Source organism: Paenarthrobacter sp. JL.01a (assembly GCF_025452095.1).
Classification (GTDB): domain Bacteria; phylum Actinomycetota; class Actinomycetes; order Actinomycetales; family Micrococcaceae; genus Arthrobacter.
Window position 1 is genome coordinate 1,595,381 of sequence record NZ_CP104877.1, and the last position, 19,270, is coordinate 1,614,650.

Annotated in this window: 17 protein-coding genes; 7 read left to right on the top strand and 10 right to left on the bottom strand. The window is 62.4% G+C overall.

Going from position 1 to position 19,270, the window contains the following annotated elements:
• Window positions 1-31: 31 nt before the first annotated feature.
• The 3 genes from N5P29_RS07585 to N5P29_RS07595 form a co-directional block, all read right to left on the bottom strand.
• Complete coding sequence (locus N5P29_RS07585; protein ID WP_262278000.1) at window positions 32-904, bottom strand: NAD-dependent epimerase/dehydratase family protein; 873 nt, start codon at window positions 902-904, stop codon at window positions 32-34.
• A gap of 199 nt (window positions 905-1,103) precedes the next feature.
• Window positions 1,104-2,957 (bottom strand): HNH endonuclease signature motif containing protein, encoded by a 1,854-nt coding sequence (locus tag N5P29_RS07590; protein WP_410007906.1) that lies wholly within the window; start codon window positions 2,955-2,957, stop codon window positions 1,104-1,106.
• A 185-nt stretch (window positions 2,958-3,142) separates the two neighbouring features.
• Window positions 3,143-3,775: an SACE_7040 family transcriptional regulator gene (locus N5P29_RS07595; RefSeq protein ID WP_262278534.1), complete on the bottom strand. Its 633-nt coding sequence runs from the start codon at window positions 3,773-3,775 to the stop codon at window positions 3,143-3,145.
• Between the two features lie 139 nt (window positions 3,776-3,914).
• Here N5P29_RS07595 and N5P29_RS07600 point away from each other — a divergent pair, with 139 nt between their 5' ends.
• Genes N5P29_RS07600 through N5P29_RS07630 form a run of 7 tightly spaced genes read left to right on the top strand, consistent with a single transcriptional unit; the run spans window position 3,915 to window position 11,795 of the window.
• Entirely contained in the window at window positions 3,915-5,525 is a 1,611-nt protein-coding gene (locus N5P29_RS07600; protein WP_262278002.1) for a carboxyl transferase domain-containing protein, read from the top strand.
• A gap of 2 nt (window positions 5,526-5,527) precedes the next feature.
• Complete coding sequence (locus N5P29_RS07605) at window positions 5,528-7,693, top strand: ATP-binding protein (protein WP_262278003.1); 2,166 nt, start codon at window positions 5,528-5,530, stop codon at window positions 7,691-7,693.
• The gene (locus N5P29_RS07610) at window positions 7,690-8,871 is read left to right on the top strand and encodes an acyl-CoA dehydrogenase family protein (protein WP_262278004.1); all 1,182 of its coding nucleotides are present in this window, start codon (window positions 7,690-7,692) and stop codon (window positions 8,869-8,871) included. The genes N5P29_RS07605 and N5P29_RS07610 overlap by 4 nt, the downstream gene beginning before the upstream one ends.
• A 38-nt stretch (window positions 8,872-8,909) precedes the next feature.
• On the top strand, window positions 8,910-9,689 hold the full coding sequence (locus N5P29_RS07615; protein WP_262278005.1) for a CoA transferase subunit A: 780 nt from the start codon (window positions 8,910-8,912) through the stop codon (window positions 9,687-9,689).
• Window positions 9,686-10,438, top strand: coding sequence for a CoA transferase subunit B (locus N5P29_RS07620; protein WP_262278006.1), 753 nt, complete (start codon window positions 9,686-9,688; stop codon window positions 10,436-10,438). The genes N5P29_RS07615 and N5P29_RS07620 overlap by 4 nt, the downstream gene beginning before the upstream one ends.
• Window positions 10,435-10,932 (top strand): MaoC family dehydratase, encoded by a 498-nt coding sequence (locus tag N5P29_RS07625; protein WP_262278007.1) that lies wholly within the window; start codon window positions 10,435-10,437, stop codon window positions 10,930-10,932. Before N5P29_RS07620 ends, N5P29_RS07625 begins: the two co-directional genes overlap by 4 nt.
• Before the next feature lie 20 nt (window positions 10,933-10,952).
• Window positions 10,953-11,795, top strand: coding sequence for an HpcH/HpaI aldolase/citrate lyase family protein (locus tag N5P29_RS07630; RefSeq protein ID WP_262278008.1), 843 nt, complete (start codon window positions 10,953-10,955; stop codon window positions 11,793-11,795).
• Window positions 11,796-11,853: 58 nt separating this feature from the next.
• Here the strand turns inward: N5P29_RS07630 and N5P29_RS07635 are convergent, their stop codons facing one another.
• Genes N5P29_RS07635 through N5P29_RS07665 form a run of 7 tightly spaced genes read right to left on the bottom strand, consistent with a single transcriptional unit; the run spans window position 11,854 to window position 19,069 of the window.
• A complete protein-coding gene (locus N5P29_RS07635; RefSeq protein ID WP_262278009.1) occupies window positions 11,854-12,975 on the bottom strand; it encodes a Gfo/Idh/MocA family protein in 1,122 nt (373 codons plus the stop codon).
• A complete protein-coding gene (locus N5P29_RS07640) occupies window positions 12,960-13,661 on the bottom strand; it encodes a ThuA domain-containing protein (RefSeq protein ID WP_262278010.1) in 702 nt (233 codons plus the stop codon). Before N5P29_RS07640 ends, N5P29_RS07635 begins: the two co-directional genes overlap by 16 nt.
• A gap of 47 nt (window positions 13,662-13,708) precedes the next feature.
• Entirely contained in the window at window positions 13,709-14,713 is a 1,005-nt protein-coding gene (locus N5P29_RS07645) for a sugar phosphate isomerase/epimerase family protein (protein WP_262278011.1), read from the bottom strand.
• Window positions 14,710-15,897, bottom strand: a complete 1,188-nt coding sequence (locus N5P29_RS07650; RefSeq protein WP_262278012.1) for a Gfo/Idh/MocA family protein — start codon at window positions 15,895-15,897, stop codon at window positions 14,710-14,712. Before N5P29_RS07650 ends, N5P29_RS07645 begins: the two co-directional genes overlap by 4 nt.
• A 13-nt stretch (window positions 15,898-15,910) precedes the next feature.
• Window positions 15,911-16,816, bottom strand: a complete 906-nt coding sequence (locus tag N5P29_RS07655) for a carbohydrate ABC transporter permease (RefSeq protein ID WP_262278013.1) — start codon at window positions 16,814-16,816, stop codon at window positions 15,911-15,913.
• A 1-nt stretch (window position 16,817) separates the two neighbouring features.
• Entirely contained in the window at window positions 16,818-17,747 is a 930-nt protein-coding gene (locus tag N5P29_RS07660; protein ID WP_262278014.1) for a carbohydrate ABC transporter permease, read from the bottom strand.
• Window positions 17,744-19,069 (bottom strand): extracellular solute-binding protein, encoded by a 1,326-nt coding sequence (locus tag N5P29_RS07665; protein WP_262278015.1) that lies wholly within the window; start codon window positions 19,067-19,069, stop codon window positions 17,744-17,746. Before N5P29_RS07665 ends, N5P29_RS07660 begins: the two co-directional genes overlap by 4 nt.
• Window positions 19,070-19,270 lie beyond the last annotated feature (201 nt).

Here is a 19,270-nt window from a genome sequence, read left to right on the forward strand (position 1 = left end):
GTGGGCCGACGTGCGTCAAGGGCAGTGTCGGTCAATCCTCGGTCGGCGTGGTCCTGTTCGAGTGGACGCTTCGCCAGCTGTGCTCAGGCTCGTAACCGAGCACCCTGCGCGCCTTGTCGATGGAGAGCATGGTCTCATGTTCGCCCAGCTCCTTGACGACCTCGACGCCGGGAAAGACTTCCGCTGCCAATTCGGCGCTGCTGCGGCTCATCACGGTATCGGCGGCCGCAATGATGAACGTTTCGAACCCAGGTTCCACGTGCTCGAGAGTGCGCACGACAGCGAGGGCGCCGTCACGGGCATCGATGTAGCCCCAGAGGTTCCACTTGCGCAGGGCGGCGTCGGCATCGAAGGAGGGAAAGGCCTCGTAGTCCTCCGGATCCATTACGTTGGAAAAGCGAAGCGCCGTGATGCTCAGTTCCGGGTCCCAGCGCGTGAGCTGGATGGCCATCTGCTCCTCGAGGTGTTTGACCAGGGAGTATGTGCTCTCCGGTCGTGCCGCGTACTCCTCGTCCACGGGGATGTAGGGAGGGTCGATGTCGAAAGGCAGGCCCAGGACGGTCTCACTGGATGCGTAGACGATTTTCTTGATTCCGGCCCGACGTGCAGCCTGGAACACGTTGTAGGTGGAGACCATGTTGTTTTCGAAGATCGCGGCGTCGGGAGCCAGCCCCGGTGCGGGGATGGCGGCCAAGTGCACGACGGCGTCCAGGCCATCGTGTCGGTCGTCCAAGCCGAGGATGACGTCCACAACCTGTCCGTAGTTTCGAAGGTCGACGTTGACGTAGCCCCGGTCGCGTGTGCCGACCCGGTCCAGATTAAGCACCTGATGGCCATCCTGCGTCAGCCGCCGGACCACGCTCCGGCCCAGTTTTCCGCTTCCGCCGGTGACGGCAATTTTCATTGTGTGCTCCTTGTGGTCGTTTCAGGGGTCATGAAGGGACGCCTTGCTTCCAGCGTAGGTGTGACATGGGCCGCAGCCCACCCTTGTGGCTGGCCCTGGGAATCCTAGGTATGCCGGTACCAGCCATGCGTTGGAGGTCAAGGCAGGGTTGTCCTTCTCGGTTGTCCGAACAAGCGTCGGGGCCTGTTCCTGCTCTTGTTTATGTTCGTTGTGGTGTGTGGTGGTGGTTGCGGCGGGGTGTTTGGTGGGGGTCGATGTGGGGTGGGGGGATGAACCAGGGTGTGCCGGTGTGGATGGTGATGCGCCATTGTTCTTTGTGGATGAGGTGGTGGTGGTGGGAGCAGAGGAGGGTGCCGTTTTCTGTTCCTGTGGTGCCGCCGTGTGACCAGTAGGTGATGTGGTGGGTTTCGCACCAGGGTGCGGGCATGGTGCAGTCGGGGAAGGCGCAGCCTTGGTCGCGGGCGGTGATGGCTTTGCGGATGTGGGGTGGGAAGAGGCGGGTGGCGCGGCCGATGTCGAGGATTTGGGAGTCGGTGCCGAGCAGGACGGGGATGATGTCGGCGTCGCAGGCGATTTTGCGGATGGTGTTTGGGTGCAGGGGGCCGGTGAACGTCGCTGTCCCGGTGCTGATGCCGGGGTTGCTTGGTGAGCCGGTGTGGTTGTAGCGCTCGATGGTGTTGAGGAGGTCGCGGTGGTCGATGGTGACGGTGAGTTGGGGTCGGAGTCCGCCGTTGGTGGGTAGTTTTCCGGTGGTCATGGCCACGGCGCAGGCTCCGACGAGTCCGTCGAGGAGTTTCTGGGCCCGGGAGCGCCGGTCCAGTACCGGACCGTGGTTGGCTTCGGGGGCAGTGTCTGGGTCTGCTGTGCCGGTGCTGGTGCCGGGTTCTGTGGTGTCGGCCCCTGTGGTGGTGAGTCGGGGGTTGGTGGCGGTGTTCATGGCGGTGGTGAGGGTTTCGTATTGTTCGGCGGTGGCGAAGATTTCGAGGTGGTGGAGTCCGTAGCGGCGTCGGCGTCGCAGGAATGCGCCTTGGGTGTGGCGGAGGGCTTCTTCGGAGGGTTCGGGGCCGTCTTGGTCGATGCGATCGGTCCAGCGTCGGGTCATGGTGGTGACGAAGTCGGGGTCGGATTGGGTGGCTGTGCGGGTCAGGGCCTGTTCCATCCGGGTGATGGTGTCCTGGTCGGTGAGGTGTTGGATCTTCTCCAGGGCGGTGGCGATGATCGTGGCGGACCGGGAGGGTATCTGGGCTAAGGCGAGGGCTTGGGCGAGGTGTTCGCGCCGGGCGGGGACCTGTTGGCCGGTCATTCCGGTCCCGGGCAGGGCATCTGCTGAGAGAGCGAGCCTGCGCCGGGCTTCGCCGATGCCGATCCGCAACCGTGCCCGAAGGAACTCCGCCGCGTTCCGGTACCCATCATCAAGAACACTGCCCGCACCAGCACCAGCACCCACGCCCGCGGCAAGGCCTGCACCGGCACCCAACCCTGATCCGACCACGGCACCTGGCCCGGGGACGGCTTCCGATTCTGACGCGGAATCCGGGGCGCGTTCGGCGGGTTCGGCGGGTTCGGTGGGTTCTGCCCAACCGGTCAGCCACGGGGTTCCGGTCTTTTCCGGCGCGGCCGCCACCGACGTTGCTCCCGGCGCACGTGTCCGTCGGGTCACGGCCAGTTGTTCCTGGTTACGGGTTCGTTCCACGGCCTGCGCCGCAACGATCTGCACGTAATCCAGCGTCCGGGCCAGCTCCTCGACCCTGCTGGCGAAATCCGCAGCCTCCACAAACCCAAACAACAGCACATCCGCCGCAGCTGAAACACGCAGACCGGCCAACGCCTCCAACGCATCGTCAAGGAAAACGCCCACCTCCAAGGCAGAGCCCTCATGGAGCAGCGCTGGCACCTCCGGGGCGACGCGGCCTAAACCAGACGTGGGTTTGGCACCTTGACGAGGTCGAGGTGTGGCGCCTTCCACGTTCGAAAACGCCGAAGCTTTATCCGACTGGCGGGACGCGTCGGGCAGACTGGGCTTTGGCGTGAGTACCTGCCCGCTTGTTTCCATACACAAAGCCTGTCACCGCCCAGCAACGGTTGTTAGCACCGTCTTGAGCTATGTGGAAAAGTCCTCAAGCAGTGTCCGGCGCCAGCTTCAAGCGCCGTCGGCCAGCGCACGAAGCTCCCCCGTAGTCGCCACCCGACGCGCCCCTCCCCAAGCCAACGCTGATCACCCGGGGCCCACCGCCTCAGTCATTCCGACGTCAGCGCCGCGTACGCCATCTGCTCAAGGATCGGCCGGGCCGACTTCGCTGCGATCTTCCTCCCGTGCTGACGTACGGAGTGCGGCGTGGAGTTGATCAGGCCAAAGGCGGCATGTGCCCGGACCCGGAGTCCGGAGGGATCCTCCCCGTCATGGATCCGCGCGAGGACATCAACCCAGGTCTCCACATAACTGCGCTGCAGCGACCTCACTTCTGCTTGGTCGGTGGCGCTGAGGCTGCTGAAGTCCCTGTCCTGAACGCGGATGACGTCGGGATTGCTCAGGGCGAAGTCCACGTGGAACCGGATCAGGCCCTTGAGCGCGGACAGGGGATCGCCGGATTCCGATACCACCCGCAATCCGCCATCCAGCAAGTCGCGGCTGACGCTGAGGAGCAGTTCACCGAGTACTGCCTGTTTACCCGGAAAGTGGCGGTAGACGGCGGGGCCGCTGACGCCGGCAGCCGCGCCAAGATCCTCGAGGGACACGCGGCTGAACCCGTTGTCGGCGAAGAGGCCTGCAGCGGCAGACAGCAAGGCCAATCGGCGCAGCTCTTTCGCCTGGCTTCGTTGGGTAGTGGTGGCACGGGGGCCTTCGATGTTTGCTTCCGGGCCTGCTGTCACGTTGTCCTCCTTGGTGCTGATGCCGGCAAGTGGGCCACGGCCTGTTGTGCTGGACATCACAGTTAATACAGACTAACCTAAATTTCAGTTACGTGGCACTAACCGAAATGGCTTGTAACGGGGAATGGAACAGGGGTCGATGGAGACAATTGCCAGCCTGAAGGGAGCCGCGACCGGCACCTTCGAGGCCAACGAACGGGCGCAACTGGCTCTGGTGGAGGAATTGAAGGGCCGTCTAGCTGCAGCCGCCCTAGGCGGACCGGCCAAGTCCCGCGAGCGGCACCTCGCGCGGGGCAAGCTTTTGCCCAGGGAGCGTATAGATTACCTTTTGGATGAGGGCAGTCCTTTCCTGGAAATTGCGCCGTTGGCCGCCAACGGCATGTACAACGATGATTCCCCGGGTGCCGGCGTGATCGCGGGCATCGGGCTGGTGCACGGACGCCATGTCCTCGTCATCTCCAATGACGCCACGGTCAAGGGCGGCACCTACTATCCCATGACCGTGAAAAAGCATCTCCGGGCCCAGGAAATCGCGTTGGAGAACAAGCTGCCGTGCATCTACCTGGTGGATTCCGGGGGAGCGTTCCTGCCCAAGCAGGACGAGGTTTTCCCCGATAAGGAGCACTTCGGACGGATCTTCTACAACCAGGCAAGGATGTCGGCGGCCAAGATTCCGCAGATCGCCTCCGTGATGGGTTCATGCACTGCCGGCGGGGCCTACGTCCCGGCCATGAGCGACGAAACGGTCATCGTCCGGAACCAGGGAACGATCTTCCTGGGCGGTCCGCCGTTGGTTAAGGCCGCCATCGGGGAAATCGTCACCGCCGAGGAACTGGGTGGCGGTGACGTGCATTCGCGTATATCCGGAGTCACCGACCACCTGGCCGAGAATGATCAGCACGCGCTGGAGATCGTGCGGGACATCGTGGCGACGTTGCCGAAGCCGGCGCAGCCGGCCTGGGAAACGCTCGACGTCGTCCTGCCGCCCGTCGTCGAGCCTTCAGAGCTTTACGGTGTGGTTCCGGTGGACGTCAACGCCCAATACGACGTCCGCGAGGTGATCGCGAGGATTGTCGACGGATCCGAATTCCATGAATTCAAAAAGAACTACGGCACCACCCTGGTGACCGGCTTCGCGCATTTGCACGGCCACCCCGTGGGCATTGTTGCCAACAACGGGGTCCTTTTCAGCGAATCGTCGCTCAAGGGCGCCCATTTCATCGAGTTGTGCGACCAGCGTGGCATCCCCTTGATTTTCCTCCAAAACCTTTCCGGCTTCATGGTGGGCAAGGACTATGAACAGGGCGGTATCGCGAAGAACGGCGCCAAGATGGTGACCGCTGTAGCCACGGCCAGGGTGCCCAAATTGACGGTGGTCATTGGTGGGTCGTTCGGTGCTGGCAACTACTCCATGTGCGGCCGGGCCTACTCGCCACGCTTCCTGTGGATGTGGCCCGCGGCCCGCATCTCCGTTATGGGCGGAAACCAGGCCTCGAGTGTCTTGGCCACCGTCAAGCGGGACCAATACGAGGCAGCTGGGGAGGAATGGTCGGCTGAGGACGAGGAAGCCTTCAAGGCCCCCATCAAGCAACAGTACGAAGACCAGGGATTCCCGTACTACTCCACCGCCCGGCTGTGGGATGACGGCATTATCGACCCCGCCGACACCCGAAGGGTCCTCGGAATGGCCCTTGATGTCGTCTCCCGCCAACAACTGCCCGAGACCTCCTTCGGCCTCTTCAGGATGTAGCCATGACAACCCCAACAACCAGCACGCTGCCCCATACCGCGGCAAAACCCTTCAGCGCCGTCCTTGTGGCCAATCGCGGGGAGATCGCCTGCCGGGTGATCAGCACGCTCAAAGCAATGGGTATCCGCTCCGTTGCCGTCTACTCGGACGCGGATAAGGACGCCAAACACGTGGCACTGGCCGATACCGCAGTCGCGATCGGCGGCACGGCGCCCTCGGAAAGCTACCTCAAGATCGACGCCATCATTGACGCCTGCCATCGCAGCGGCGCCCAGGCAGTACATCCCGGTTACGGCTTCCTGTCCGAAAACGTGGAGTTCGCCAAGGCGCTTGATGCTGCGGGGATCACCTTCATCGGTCCGGGCATCGGCGCCATCGAAGTCATGGGCGACAAGATTCGTTCCAAAAACCACGTAATGGCCTACGACGTGCCGTGCGTGCCCGGAATTGCCCGGCCCGGCCTAACCGACCAGCAACTGGTCGAGTCAGCACCCGACGTCGGCTTCCCGTTGCTCATCAAGCCATCGGCAGGTGGCGGCGGTAAAGGCATGCATGTGGTCGAACGCCTCGAGGACATGGCTTCCATCCTGCAAACAGCCCGGCGCGTGGCTGCTTCGGCGTTCGGGGATGACACCCTCTTCTTGGAGCGCCTGATCCGGACCCCCCGCCACATTGAGGTCCAGGTGCTGGCTGACAGCCACGGCAACGTCATTCACCTCGGCGAGCGCGAGTGCTCCCTCCAACGTCGGCACCAAAAAGTTATCGAGGAAGCCCCGTCGGCACTCTTCGAGTCGTTGCCGGACGGCGCTGTTCAGCGGGCGCGGATCGGCGAGGCAGCCTGCAATGCCGCGCGCTCGGTCAATTACAGCGGTGCAGGAACCGTGGAGTTCCTGGTCTCGGATGAGAACCCCGACGAGTTCTTCTTTATGGAGATGAACACACGGCTGCAGGTGGAGCACCCGGTTACGGAGATGGTCACCGGAATCGATCTGGTCGAATGGCAGGTGAGGATCGCCGCCGGCGAGATGCTCACCGTGGCGCAGTCCGACGTCGAACTTAAAGGCCACGCGGTCGAGGCGCGCGTCTATGCAGAGGTGCCGGAGCGGAACTTCATGCCTTCCATGGGCAGCGTCGTGGCGCTGGCTGAATACGGGGCCGGCGAGCCCGGCGTGACAGGGGTGCAGCAGGGACAGGCAAACGTGCGGATCGACTCGGCCATGCGGGACGGACTGGACATCACCGGCGACTACGATCCCATGCTCGCAAAGGTCATCTCCTGGGGCGAGGACCGCGCCGCCGCGTTGGACACACTCGATGCCGCGCTTGGACGGTACACACTGCTGGGCGTCGACACCAACGTGGAGTACCTGCGACTGCTGATCAACGACCCCGAGGTGCGCGAAGGCCACCTCGACACCGGCCTCATCGAACGCAAGCTGGCGTCCATGCAGTTCAGGCATCCCGGAGACCGGGAACTGACCGCGGCAGCCATCACGCTGTGGCTTGAGCGCCCCGGCTCGCCGTCCGCGGGCGACGCCTGGAGCGCACCGGACGCCTGGCGTGTGGGGGCTCCCGCTGCATGGACGGCAACCTTCGGTCTTCCCGGCGGTTCGGCCGCAGCCGTGTCCATCACGGACCGCCATGGTTTCGTTACGGCAACCGTCGACGGCGGAACCCCGGTCGACGTCCGGCTGGCCGGCAGGACTGCGGACAGCATCGTCCTGGAGTTCGACGGCGCCCCGGTCACCTACGCGTTTGGCGTCGCTCCCCGTGGGCGGGGCGGAATCCGTGAGCTTTTCCTGGGAAACAACGGGTGGTCATGCCGCTTGGAGGTCCTGGACCGCGCCGAACGCCTGCGCCGGATGCTCGCCGGTATCCAGCGTGTTGAAGGAGCAGCCGATCCCGAAGTGCGCTCGCCGATGCCGGGCACGGTCGTATCCGTCTCCGTCAAGGACGGTGATGCTGTGGAAGAGGGGCAAGTCCTCCTGGCCGTCGAAGCAATGAAGATGGAGCACCAGTTGGTGGCATCCGTCGCCGGACGGGTCCACCTGACCAGCAAAACAGGCGACCTGGTCAAAGCTGACCAGGTGCTCGCCACCATTCACGTAGAAGGGGCCGCTGAAGAACCGGCGGCCGGAAACCCCACAGACAAGGAAGTCCCAGTATGAGCACCTCCGACCTGAACAGCACTTTCGGACTCACCGAGGAATACCAGGACCTTAGCGATTCGGTTCGTGAGTTTGCCGATGAAGTGGTGGCTCCAGTGTCCGCGAAGCACGATGAAGAGCACAGCTTTCCCTATGACGTGGTGAAGCAGATGGGGGAGATGGGACTCTTTGGCCTGCCTTTCCCCGAGGAGTACGGCGGCATGGGCGGCGACTACTTCGCCCTGGCCCTGGCCCTGGAGCAACTGGGCAGGGTGGATCAATCGGTGGCCATCACCTTGGAAGCGGGTGTCTCGCTTGGAGCAATGCCCGTGTACCGTTTCGGCACCGAGGCGCAAAAGGAGCAGTGGCTGCCGCAGCTGGCATCCGGGCGGTCCTTGGCGGGCTTCGGACTGACCGAGCGTGAGGCCGGTTCGGACGCCGGGGGCACCAAGACCCAAGCCCGCCTGGAAAATGGCGAGTGGATCATCAACGGCAACAAGGAGTTCATCACCAACTCCGGCACCGATATCACCACCTTGGTTACGGTAACGGCAGTAACCGGCCAAAAAGAGGGCGCCGATGGCCGTACCAAGAAGGAGATCTCGACAATCCTGGTTCCCACCGACACGCCCGGCTTCACCGCCGAAAAGCCCTATAACAAGGTCGGCTGGAACGCCTCAGACACCCACCCCCTGACCCTGGACGACGTCCGCGTGCCGGAGGAGAACCTCCTGGGCGAGCGTGGCCGCGGTTATGCCAACTTCCTGTCCATCCTGGATGAGGGCCGCATCGCGATCGCAGCCCTGGCCACCGGTGCTGCGCAAGGCTGCGTCGATCTGTCAGTGAAGTACGCCAAGGAACGCAGCGCTTTCGGACAGAACATCGGCAAGTACCAGGCCATCCAGTTCAAGATCGCCCGCATGCAGGCAAGGGCCCACACAGCGCGGCTTGCCTACTACGACGCGGCCTCCAGGATGCTGGCGGGCAAGCCGTTCAAGACCGAAGCGGCCATCGCTAAGATGGTCGCAGGCGAGGCAGCCATGGACAACGCGCGGGACGCCACCCAGGTGTTCGGCGGCTATGGCTTCATCAACGAATTCACGGTGGCACGCCATTACCGCGACTCCAAGATCCTTGAAGTCGGGGAGGGCACCACCGAGGTCCAGTTGATGCTGATCGCCCGCGAACTGGGTCTGTAACCCCACGTTGTATCGGCAGTGGCAGGGAAGGATCAAGGATGATTGACAAGGTTGTTGCCAGCGCCGCGGAAGCGGTGAAGGACATTCCGGACGGTGCGTCCCTGGCCGTGGGCGGGTTCGGCCTCTGCGGGATCCCGGTATCGCTCATCGAGGCCCTGCACCAGCAAGGCACCACGGACCTGGAAACCGTGAGCAACAACTGTGGCGTGGACGATTGGGGGCTCGGCATCCTCCTCAAGGACGGGCGCATCCGCCGCACCATCAGCTCCTACGTAGGCGAGAACAAGGAATTCGCCAGGCAATACCTGGCCGGCGAACTGGAAGTGGTCCTCACGCCGCAAGGCACGCTCGCCGAGAAGCTTCGTGCCGGCGGTGCCGGCATCCCGGCCTTCTACACGAAGGCCGGTGTGGGAACCCAGGTGTCAGAGGGTGGCCTTCCGCAAAAGTACGACGCCGATGGCACAGTGGCGATCGCGTCGGCACCGAAAGAGGTACGGACGTTCAACGACGGCGATTACGTCCTGGAGGAGTCCCTGACCCCGGATTTCGGATTGGTTCATGCCTGGAAGGGCGACCGCCACGGCAACCTTGTCTTCCACGCAACGGCCATGAACTTCAATCCGCTCTGCGCAATGGCGGCCCGGCTGACCATCGCCGAGGTCGAGGAACTCGTGGAGCCGGGCGAACTGGATCCTGAGCACATCCACACGCCCGGAATCTTCGTCCAGCGGGTGGTGCTGGCCGGGAACGGCGAGAAACGGATCGAAAAACGCACGGTGGCGTTGACTTCGACTGAACAGGCGGGAGCCTCACGATGACGGACAACAGTTACCAGGACATCCCGCCACGTCCGGAAGCCGTGCGGCACGAATACCGGCGGGCCGACGTCGACCATCACGAAGCCAAAGGCTGGACCCGCAACGAACTGGCGGCCCGCGTCGCCCGGGAACTGGTCAACGGCCAGTACGTAAACCTCGGAATCGGTATGCCCACGCTGATCCCCAATTACATTCCGGACGGTGTGGAGGTAATCCTCCACTCCGAGAATGGAATCCTCGGCGTTGGCCCTTACCCTTCCGAGGACAAGGTTGACCCGGACCTCATCAACGCCGGCAAGGAGACGGTCACCACGAACGCGGGTGCCGCCTTCTTCGACTCCGCGGCCTCGTTCGGCATGATCCGCGGTGGGCACGTCGATGTCGCTGTCCTGGGTGCAATGGAGGTGGCAGCCAACGGCGACCTCGCCAATTGGATGGTTCCCGGCAAGATGGTCAAAGGCATGGGAGGTGCCATGGACCTCGTGTTTGGTGCCAAAAAAGTCATTGTCATGATGGAGCACGTGGACCGGAACGGCAGGCCGAAAATTGTCCAGGACTGCACCCTTCCGCTCACCGGAAAGGGATGCGTGGACCGGATCATCACGGACCTGGCGGTGATCGACGTCGTTAAGGGCGAAGGTGACCCGCGCCTGGTGCTGCGCGAACTGGCGCCTAACGTCACTCTTGACGACGTCTTGGCGGCCACGGGCGCCGAGCTTTTCGAAGAAGACCAGGAGCTCACTGTATGACACGGGTTGTGGAACAGCGGGGCCTCTATTTCGACGAACTTGAAGAAGGCGTGATCTACGCCCATAGGCCGGGCCGTACGGTCACGGAGACCGACAACGTCCTTTTCACCACCATGACCATGAACACGCAGGCACTCCATCTGGATGCAGCATGGAGCGCCACCCAGCCGTTCGGACAGCGGCTGATGAATTCGATGTTCACGTTGTCCACAGTGGTGGGGCAGTCCGTCCCCCAGCTGACGCAGGGAACCATCATTGCCCAGCTGGGGCTGACGGATGTCAGCTTTCCGCACCCGCTCTATCACGGGGATACGCTGTACACGGAAACGGTGGTTACCGGAAAGCGATTGTCTTCATCCCGGCCAGGTCAGGGCGTGGTCACCATGCAGCACACCGGCCGCAACCAGGACGGTACCGTGGTGGCCCTGGCTACGCGAACCTGCCTGATGTGGACCAGGCAAGCGCACGCGGCAACCGTTTCGGAACATCAGTAGGCCCAACAGCAAGGAACTTCATGCACTCTCCCTTCACCATGGGCCCGGCCCTTCTCTTCTGCCCTGCCGACCGACCGGAGCGGTACGCGAAGGCCGCGGACCGCTCGGATGCGGTCATCCTGGACTTCGAGGACGCTGTGGCTCCCGCGGACAAGGCGCGCGCCCGTGATGCTGTCCTGAAACAGGCAGGAGCTGACGGACTGGACCCCAGCCGGACCATCGTCAGGGTGAACCCCGTTGGCACTCCTGACTTCGACCTTGATCTTCTGGCCTTGGAGAAGACACCGTACCGGAATGTCATGCTGGCCAAAGCGGAGAGCGCGGAGCAGTTGCGGGCTTTGGCTGGGTTCAGTGTGATCGCACTCTGCGAAACAGCAGCGGGGATTGTGAATGCTTCCGCCATCGCCGCCGAGCCCAATGTTGCGGCCTTGATGTGGGGAGCTGAGGACCTGCTGGCGTCGCTGGGCGGGCTCTCCAGCAGGAACGACGACGGCGGGTACCGGGCCGTCGCCCTGCACGCAAGGTCCTCTGTACTGCTTGCCGCCAAAGCTGCAGGTAAGGAAGCCATTGACGCGGTGTATGTGAACATTCCCGACCTCGATGGCCTCGCAGAAGAGTCCCGGGATTCTGTTGCCAGCGGTTTCGGAGCCAAGGCGTGCATCCATCCGAACCAAGTTGCCGTGGTCCGGGAAGCCTATGCCCCCGCCCCCGAAGCCGTCTTCCACGCCACGGAACTCCTGGAAGCAGCTGCCTCGGCAGGCACAGGCGTCTTCCAGTTCAAGGGCAAGATGATTGATGGGCCCATCCTGAAGCATGCGGAGGCCACACTCCGCAGGGCCGGGCACCCGCAGGACGGCAGTTAATGACAATGTTCCCCCAAAAAATTGTCATTAACTGCCATCCCGACGGAGGTTTGGAGCCCTAGGCGTGGACCGCCGTCGCGAGTTCCGTGAGTTCCACCGCGGCGGGTCGGGAAGTGGTGCTCTTGATGGCCACCGCTTGCCCGCTCTTGGCTGATGCCAGTACCGATTCCATGACTTCCAGCGCGTGGAAGGCCAGCTGACCACCGGCCCGCGGCTCTTGCCCTGCAGGTGTCGCTGCGAGGTCGGCGATGCCGAAGCCGCGTCCTGAATCTTTGTAGCCCGCTGAGACCGGCAGGGTTTCCCAGTCCTCGGCGCCGAGGGCAAAGAGCTGGACATCCCCATCAAAATGGTTGGGATCCGGGACGATCAACGAGCCCTTTTCGCCGTGGATCTCGATGTTGGGACTCTTGGTCTTCACGGCGTCGAAACTCATGAAGAGCGTGGAGAGCGCGCCGGAGGCATGCACCAGAACTCCAGTGACGTGCGAGTCGATGTCGACCGGCACGGTTTGCCCTTCGCGTGGCCCTGAACCAATCGTGCGTTCGGAGCGTGTATGGCTCGCGGCGCCCACGACCGATACGACCGGTCCCAGCAAGGTGACCAAGGCCGAGACGTAGTAAGGCCCCATGTCCAGGAGTGGACCACCGCCGGGCTGGTAGTAGAAGTCGGGGTTCGGGTGCCAGCGCTCATGTCCCGGTGTTGCCATGGTGGCGGTTGCCGATACCGGCGCCCCGATCAATCCGTCGTCGATTGCCTTCCTGGCTGTCTGGATGCCTGTGCCAAGCACAGTGTCGGGTGCGCAGCCAACCACGACGCCTGCCGCGGCCGCCGCCTCCAGTACTTTCTTGGCCTCTTCCGTAGTAGCGGCGAGCGGTTTTTCGCCGTAGACGGATTTGCCGGCGGCGATCGCCTTGAGTGCAATCTCCGCATGGGCAGCCGGAATAGTCAGGTTGAGTACCAGTTCAACGTCCTCGGCGGCCAGGAGTTCGTCGACGCCCAGGGCCCGAACACCCTCGTAGGAGTCGGCTACCGCTTGTGCCCGTGCGGGATCCAGGTCTGCCACGGCCACCAGGTTCACCGAATCCAGTCGTCGGAAGTTGGCCAGGTACTGGGCGATGATGGCGCCGCAGCCAATGATGCCCACATTGAGCGGCTTGGCGGGGGTCAGCGGGATGCCCACAGCATGCCCCTTTCGATGATGGTGCGCACATTGTTGTCTTGGAGGATTTCCACCCGGTGGCCAGGGGTGCAGACGAAGATCCTGCCCTTGCCCCATTGGCGCGTCCAGATCGCCGGAGAGGTCACTTCGCGGTTCCACGGATCCCAGTCACGTACCTTTTGGGTGGTGGTGGCCAGGACATCGATGTAGTCGTCGCTCAGTACCCAGTACTGCTCCGTGACAAGGTCAAAGTCGCCGACGCCCCGGGTAATGGGATGTTCGGCGGCAGCAGGAAGCATATTCACGGTGTAGGGAACATAGTTGTCCGACTGTTCGCCAGTCTGCTCGTCCACGTGCTTGCCCGGGTGGCAGGCGAACTGTCCGCCGATCAAGTGGAGGTAGTCGGAATTGTTGCGGTACGAATCAGCGATGCCACCGTGCCAGCCCGCCATCCCGGTGCCGTTCTCGACGGCGGTGCGGAGCCCCTCGAACTCGTCCTTCTCGATGGTGGTCATGGTCATGCACTGCAAGATCAGGTCCACGCCGGCCATGTATTCGGCGTCGGCATAGATCTTGGGGGATTCTTCGACGCGGACGTCATAGCCGTTCTCCCGCAAATAGGGGAGGAAGAGCTCGGTGGCCTCAATAGGCTGGTGTCCATCCCAGCCGCCGCGTACCACCAACGCGGTCTTGTTATTGCTTGTCATGGTTTCCTTCGTGTCGGGGCGTTGTCGTTCGAGTCGGGTTGGAGTGTTCAGCGTGTTGCAAAAGCCGCGTCGAAGGCAGCGGCCGGGGGACGGATGGCCGCCAGTTCACGGACCATTCGAAGAGCCTGGGGAGCTCCCACCAGCCGGTCCATCCCGGCATCCTCCCACTCGATGCTGGTCGGTCCTTCGTATCCAACGGCGTTGAGGGTGCGGAAAATCGGTTCCCAGTTCACGTCGCCGTGGCCGGCAGTGACGAAGTCCCAACCGCGGCGGGGATCGGCCCATGGCAGGTGGGAACCGAGGCGTCCGTTGCGTCCATTGAGTTGCCGGACGGATTCCTTAACGTGGACGTGGAAGATCTTTTCGGCGAAGTCCTGCAGGAACATCACCGGGTCCAGGTCCTGCCAGATGAAGTGCGACGGGTCGAAGTTCAGGCCGAAACTATCGCGCGGCCCTATGGCGTCGAGGGTGCGCTTGGCCGTCCAGTAGTCGTAGGCGATCTCGGACGGGTGGACTTCCAAGGCAAAACGGACGCCGACTTCGTCAAAGACATCCAGGATGGGGTTCCATCGTTCGGCGAAGTCCTGGTAGCCGCGCTCGATCATGGCCTCCGAAGCGGGTGGAAACATGGCCACGCACTTCCAGATGGATGAGCCGGTGAATCCCGTGACTGTCTTGACCCCCAGCTTCGCCGCCGCGCGGGCAGTGGTTTTCATCGCCTCTGCCGCACGTTGGCGCACGCCTTCGGGGTCGCCGTCGCCCCAGACCTCGGGGGAGAGGATGTCCCGGTGCCGTTCGTCGATGGGGTCATCGCAGACCGCCTGGCCCGTGAGGTGGTTGGCGATGGCGTGAACCTTGAGTTGATGCTTTTCCAGGATGTCCAGCTTGCCCTGAAGATAGGCGTCGTCCTCCACCACCCGCTGGGGATCCAAGTGGTCTCCCCAGCAGGCAATTTCCAGGCCGTCAAAGCCCCACTCGCCTGCGAGCCGCGCCACTTCTTCGAAGGGCAGGTCGGCCCACTGGCCGGTGAAGAGGGTGATGGGTCGGGTCATGATGCATCCTTTTCGACGTTTTCCCAGCGGCTTGAGTTCTCCGCGCTGGCTTCGACGGCGGCCAGTACCTTCTGGACCTGCAACGCATCAGCGAACGACGGCGAGGGCTGCTCACCTGCGCCGATGGCATTCACGAGATCCACCACTTGATGCGTGAATCCGTGCTCGTAGCCAAGGCCATGTCCTGTCGGCCACCAGTTGGCGGTATAGGGATGGGAGGGTTCCGTGACCATGATCTTCCGGAAGCCGGCGTCCGGTTCCAGTGCGGAATCGTAGAACTGCAGCGAGTTCATATCTTCAAAGTCGAACGCCAGAGAACCCTTGGTCCCGTTGAGTTCAAGGCGCATCGCATTCTTGCGTCCGAGAGCAAAGCGGGTGGCTTCGAAGATTCCAACAGCGCCGGTCCCAAAACGTGCCGTAAACAGTGCTGCATCATCCACGGTGACCGGGCCACGGGGTCCGTCAGAACCGCCGTGTCCGCCGAGCCCCACGAAATTCCCGCCGATCGGGCGTTCCTTCACGAACGTCTCCAGCAACGCTGAGACACCGGTGATGTTCAGTCCTGTGATCCACTGTGCGGCATCGATGCTGTGTGCGCCGATGTCACCCAGGGAGCCGGAGCCGGACTTGGATTTGTCCAACCGCCAGGTCAGGGGCGCATCGGCGTCGCTGAGCCAGTCCTGGAGGTACTGGGCGCGGACGTGGCGGATTTCGCCCAGCCGGCCGTCCTCCACCATTCGTTTTGCCAGTGCCAAAGCCGGAGTGCGGCGGTAGCTGAAGCCGCACATCGACAGGACTCCGCGTTCAGCCGCTGCCTGCGCAACGGCCGTCATCTTGGCGGCCTCCTCAACGGAGTTGGCCAATGGTTTCTCGCACAGCACGTGCTTGCCGGCCTCCAAGGCGGCGATGGCAATTTCTGCGTGGGTGTTGCCCGGTGTGCAGATATCGATCAGGTCGATGTCATCACGCTCGACCAAGCGCCGCCAGTCAGTTTCAGTTGATGCCCAGCCGTACTTCGCGGCCGCTGCCTTGACCCCATCCGGGTTCCGGCCTGCTACAGCCGTCAGCTCAGGCGTCAGCGGCAAGTCAAAGAAGCGTGGTGCCGTGCGCCAGGCGTGGGAGTGGGCGGCGCCCATGAACGCGTAGCCCACCATTCCGACGCGAAGCGGTTTTGCGTGTGTCACAGGGGAATCCTTTCTACTTGCTGAAGCCGGCTGTCAGGCCGCTCACCAACTGGCGGCGTCCAAGGACGTAGATCACCAGGATGGGCAGTGTGCTCAGCACAACCGAGGCGAGAACGGCGGGAATGTTGACGCTGAACTCGCCCTGGAAGGACCACAGGCCCAAGGGTAGGACGCGCAGCCCTGGGCTTTGGGTGAGCACCAGCGGGAGGAGGAAGCCGTTCCAGACGTGCAGGCCGTTGTAGATAGCTACGGTGACTATGGCCGGCTTGGTCAATGGAAGAGCCAAGCGCCACATGGTCTGCCACTCGCTGCATCCGTCCAGGCGCATGGATTCGAAGAGCTCGTTCGGAACGTCGCGGATGAAGTTGGACAGGATCAATACCGTCAGCGGTATGGCGAACGCAATGGACGGAAGCATGATGGCCAACAGGCTGTCATAAAGATTCAAGCTGATGATCATCAGGTAGATCGGGATGATGGTGGCCTGAAGGGGAATTGCCAGTCCCATCAGGAAGACACCGTTGACGAACTTCAAGTACCTGCCCTTGCCGCGCACGATCGCGAAGGCCGCCATGAAGGCGATCAGGACCGTGGGGATAACCGATCCCAGTGTGACGATGACGCTGTTCATGAAGTAGGTGGCGAAGTTGGCTTCAAGGACCAACTGGTAGTTCTCCAGCGTTGGGGCCGTCGGCAGGGCCAGCGGGTTCTGCCCGAAGTATCCTTCGGAGGTCTTCAGGCTGGTAATGACGATGTAGTAGACCGGAATGATGATGACGGCGAGCCATATCCAGCCGCCGAGGCCGCCGGGGATGTTGAGCCGCCTGATCCGTGTGCCAAGGCTTTGTTTGGCCTTGATGGATGATGCCGCCGAAGCGGGTGTCCCGGGTTTTGAATCACTCTTGAGGACAGTACTCACGTTACATACCTTCCAATTGGCTGCCCTGTTGGTCCTTGCCACCAAGGCGTTGGAGGAACAAGGCCAGCGCCAGGCCAACGACGACGAGGATGACTGCGATGACGCTTGCAGGTCCCATGAGGTTGGCCCGGAAGCCACGCAAGTACATGTCGAGCGCCAGGATCCGGGTGGAGTTGCCCGGTCCGCCACCTGTGAGGACGAAGATGAGGTCGAAGTACGTCAGGGATCCAACAACCATCAGGGTTGATGAGGTGATGATGGTGTACTTCAACTGGGGGAGGGTGATGTGGAAGAACTGCTTAATGGTTCCCGCACCATCGATCTGGGCCGCTTCATAGAGCGATTTGGGGATCTGCCGAACACCACCTTGGTAGATGAGTGTGTGGAAGGGCACGAACTGCCAGGCGATCACGAAGATAATCAAACCGAGGGCAAGTTGGGGGACACCCAACCAGTCCTGTGCAAGGAACGGAAGCCCGAGGCCCATCGCCAGGCCGAAGTTCGGGTCCAGCAGGGCTTTGTAGGCGATGGCGACCGCAGCTGAGGAGAGCAGCAGCGGCAGGAAGTACAGCACCGCCAACGCGGCCCTGTAGCGCTGGGTTCCGGCCGTAAAGACGCCGAGCAACAGACTGATTGGTGTCTGCACGAGCCACGAAACAATCATGATCATGAAAGTCAGGCCCAGTGAGTTGTAGAGCTCCGGGTCGGACAATACCGACGTCCAGTTCTCCATACCGGCCACTCCGATGGCGCCGATGCCGTCCCAATTGGCAAAGCTCAGGGCCAAAACGCCGACCAGGGGTACGACGGCGAAGACGACGAAGAAGAACAAAGCCGGAAGCGTCAGCCAGGGAAGCGCGGATTTCTGCTTAACGGATTCCCGGATCTTCTGGGGGGCCGGGACGGCCCTGTGCGAGGTTGCCGAACTCATTTGCCCAGGGTGGCATTCATGTTCTCAGCGAACTGCTGGGGGGTGATCGACTTGAGGAAGAGCTGGTCAATGTTGTTCAGCAGGGCTTCGGCGGCCGTGGGGCTGAGGGCCTGGTCCCAGGACTGCTGGAAGTTGGGGGCGTCCTTGCCCAGGGCGTACACGAAGTTCAGGAAGTCCTTGTCCGGGGACGAGTCAAGCTTGGCTTCAATGCCCTTGACGATCGGAACCGAGCCGGAGTTGATGTAGGCGTCCACGACCGTATCTGTCATGATGCCGTCCTTGAAGAATTTCTTGGCCGATTCCTTTTCCTTGTCCGTGGCCTTGGCCGAGATCGACATGTACTGGGCCGGGTTGCCGACGCCGTTCTTCGGGTCTCCCTTGCCGCCGGCAATGGTCGGGAAGTTCACGAAGCCGAGCTTTCCGTTCTGGACGAAGTTCTGTCCGTCCTTCTTCATTGCGCCATAGGTCCAAGAGCCGTGGAGCATCATGGCCGCCTTGCCTGTGAAGAGGAGGGCCTGGTCTGCCTTTGAATCTGCTGTGATGGAAGAGAAGCCCTTGATGAAGCCGTCCGCGGATACCAGTTCCTGGATCTTGGTACCCGTTTCGATCACTGCCGGATCCATCCAGGCATTGGGCTTGCCGTCGAAAATCGCCTGGAAGACTTCAGGGCCCCCGATGCGGTCCAGCAGGTATTCCAGCCACATCATGGAGGTCCAACGGGACTGTCCGCCCAAGGACAAGGGGGCTACGCCCATGTCGTTGAAGGTCTTGACCAGGGACATGAGGTCTTCCCAGGTTTTCGGCGGCTGGACTCCGGCTTTGTCGAAAAGGTCCTTGTTGTAGAAGAGGACGATCGGGGCCACGTACTGGTTGGGAAGGGCATAGATCTTACCGTCCACCGTTGCTGCTCCGAAGGAGGAGGGGAAGAACTTGTTCTTGAGGTCCGGGTTGGAATCGAACCAGCTGGTGAGGTCTTCAACCTGTCCCGCGTCGGCGTACGTTTTCAGGCCACCGCCACCCCAGCCGTAGATGATGGTGGGGGCCTGGCCGGCGCCGATGGCGGTCTTGATCTTGGTCTTGTAGGCATCGTTCTGGAAATACGTTACGGCGATCTTGTTATCCGGATTAGCCGATCCGAATGCATCCACGGCCTTCTGCATGGTGGTTTGGTTGGGCTCACCGGTGAGGAACCACATGCTGGCTCCTCCTCCGCTCGCACTGCCTGGACCGGACGTGCCGCAGGCGCTCGTGGCCATGACGGCGAAGGGAGTTACAGCCGCGAGGGCCAGGAAGGAACGCCGGGATGATTGGAACTGCTTCATTGCTTCTCCAGGGGTAGTCGCATCATCGAGCAAGCCTTGGTGCTTACTGCCAAAAAAGAGTGACCGGTTTCGAAATTTATCGAAATATTTCGAGACCATGATTTAGGTCACGGTCTAAACTAAAGCCATATTAACGGTCCGTCAATACTTCTTACCCAAGGACTTTGATGCTCGTTTGCGCTTACCGGGTTACCAGCCCAT

Coding starts and splice junctions, on each gene's coding strand:
- N5P29_RS07585 (WP_262278000.1), bottom strand. CDS start 904: ATGAAAATTGCCGTCACCGGCGGAAGCGGAAAACTGGGCCGGAGCGTG.
- N5P29_RS07590 (WP_410007906.1), bottom strand. CDS start 2,957: ATGGAAACAAGCGGGCAGGTACTCACGCCAAAGCCCAGTCTGCCCGAC.
- N5P29_RS07600 (WP_262278002.1), top strand. CDS start 3,915: ATGGAGACAATTGCCAGCCTGAAGGGAGCCGCGACCGGCACCTTCGAG.
- N5P29_RS07605 (WP_262278003.1), top strand. CDS start 5,528: ATGACAACCCCAACAACCAGCACGCTGCCCCATACCGCGGCAAAACCC.
- N5P29_RS07610 (WP_262278004.1), top strand. CDS start 7,690: ATGAGCACCTCCGACCTGAACAGCACTTTCGGACTCACCGAGGAATAC.
- N5P29_RS07615 (WP_262278005.1), top strand. CDS start 8,910: ATGATTGACAAGGTTGTTGCCAGCGCCGCGGAAGCGGTGAAGGACATT.
- N5P29_RS07620 (WP_262278006.1), top strand. CDS start 9,686: ATGACGGACAACAGTTACCAGGACATCCCGCCACGTCCGGAAGCCGTG.
- N5P29_RS07625 (WP_262278007.1), top strand. CDS start 10,435: ATGACACGGGTTGTGGAACAGCGGGGCCTCTATTTCGACGAACTTGAA.
- N5P29_RS07630 (WP_262278008.1), top strand. CDS start 10,953: ATGCACTCTCCCTTCACCATGGGCCCGGCCCTTCTCTTCTGCCCTGCC.
- N5P29_RS07640 (WP_262278010.1), bottom strand. CDS start 13,661: ATGACAAGCAATAACAAGACCGCGTTGGTGGTACGCGGCGGCTGGGAT.
- N5P29_RS07645 (WP_262278011.1), bottom strand. CDS start 14,713: ATGACCCGACCCATCACCCTCTTCACCGGCCAGTGGGCCGACCTGCCC.
- N5P29_RS07660 (WP_262278014.1), bottom strand. CDS start 17,747: ATGAGTTCGGCAACCTCGCACAGGGCCGTCCCGGCCCCCCAGAAGATC.
- N5P29_RS07665 (WP_262278015.1), bottom strand. CDS start 19,069: ATGAAGCAGTTCCAATCATCCCGGCGTTCCTTCCTGGCCCTCGCGGCT.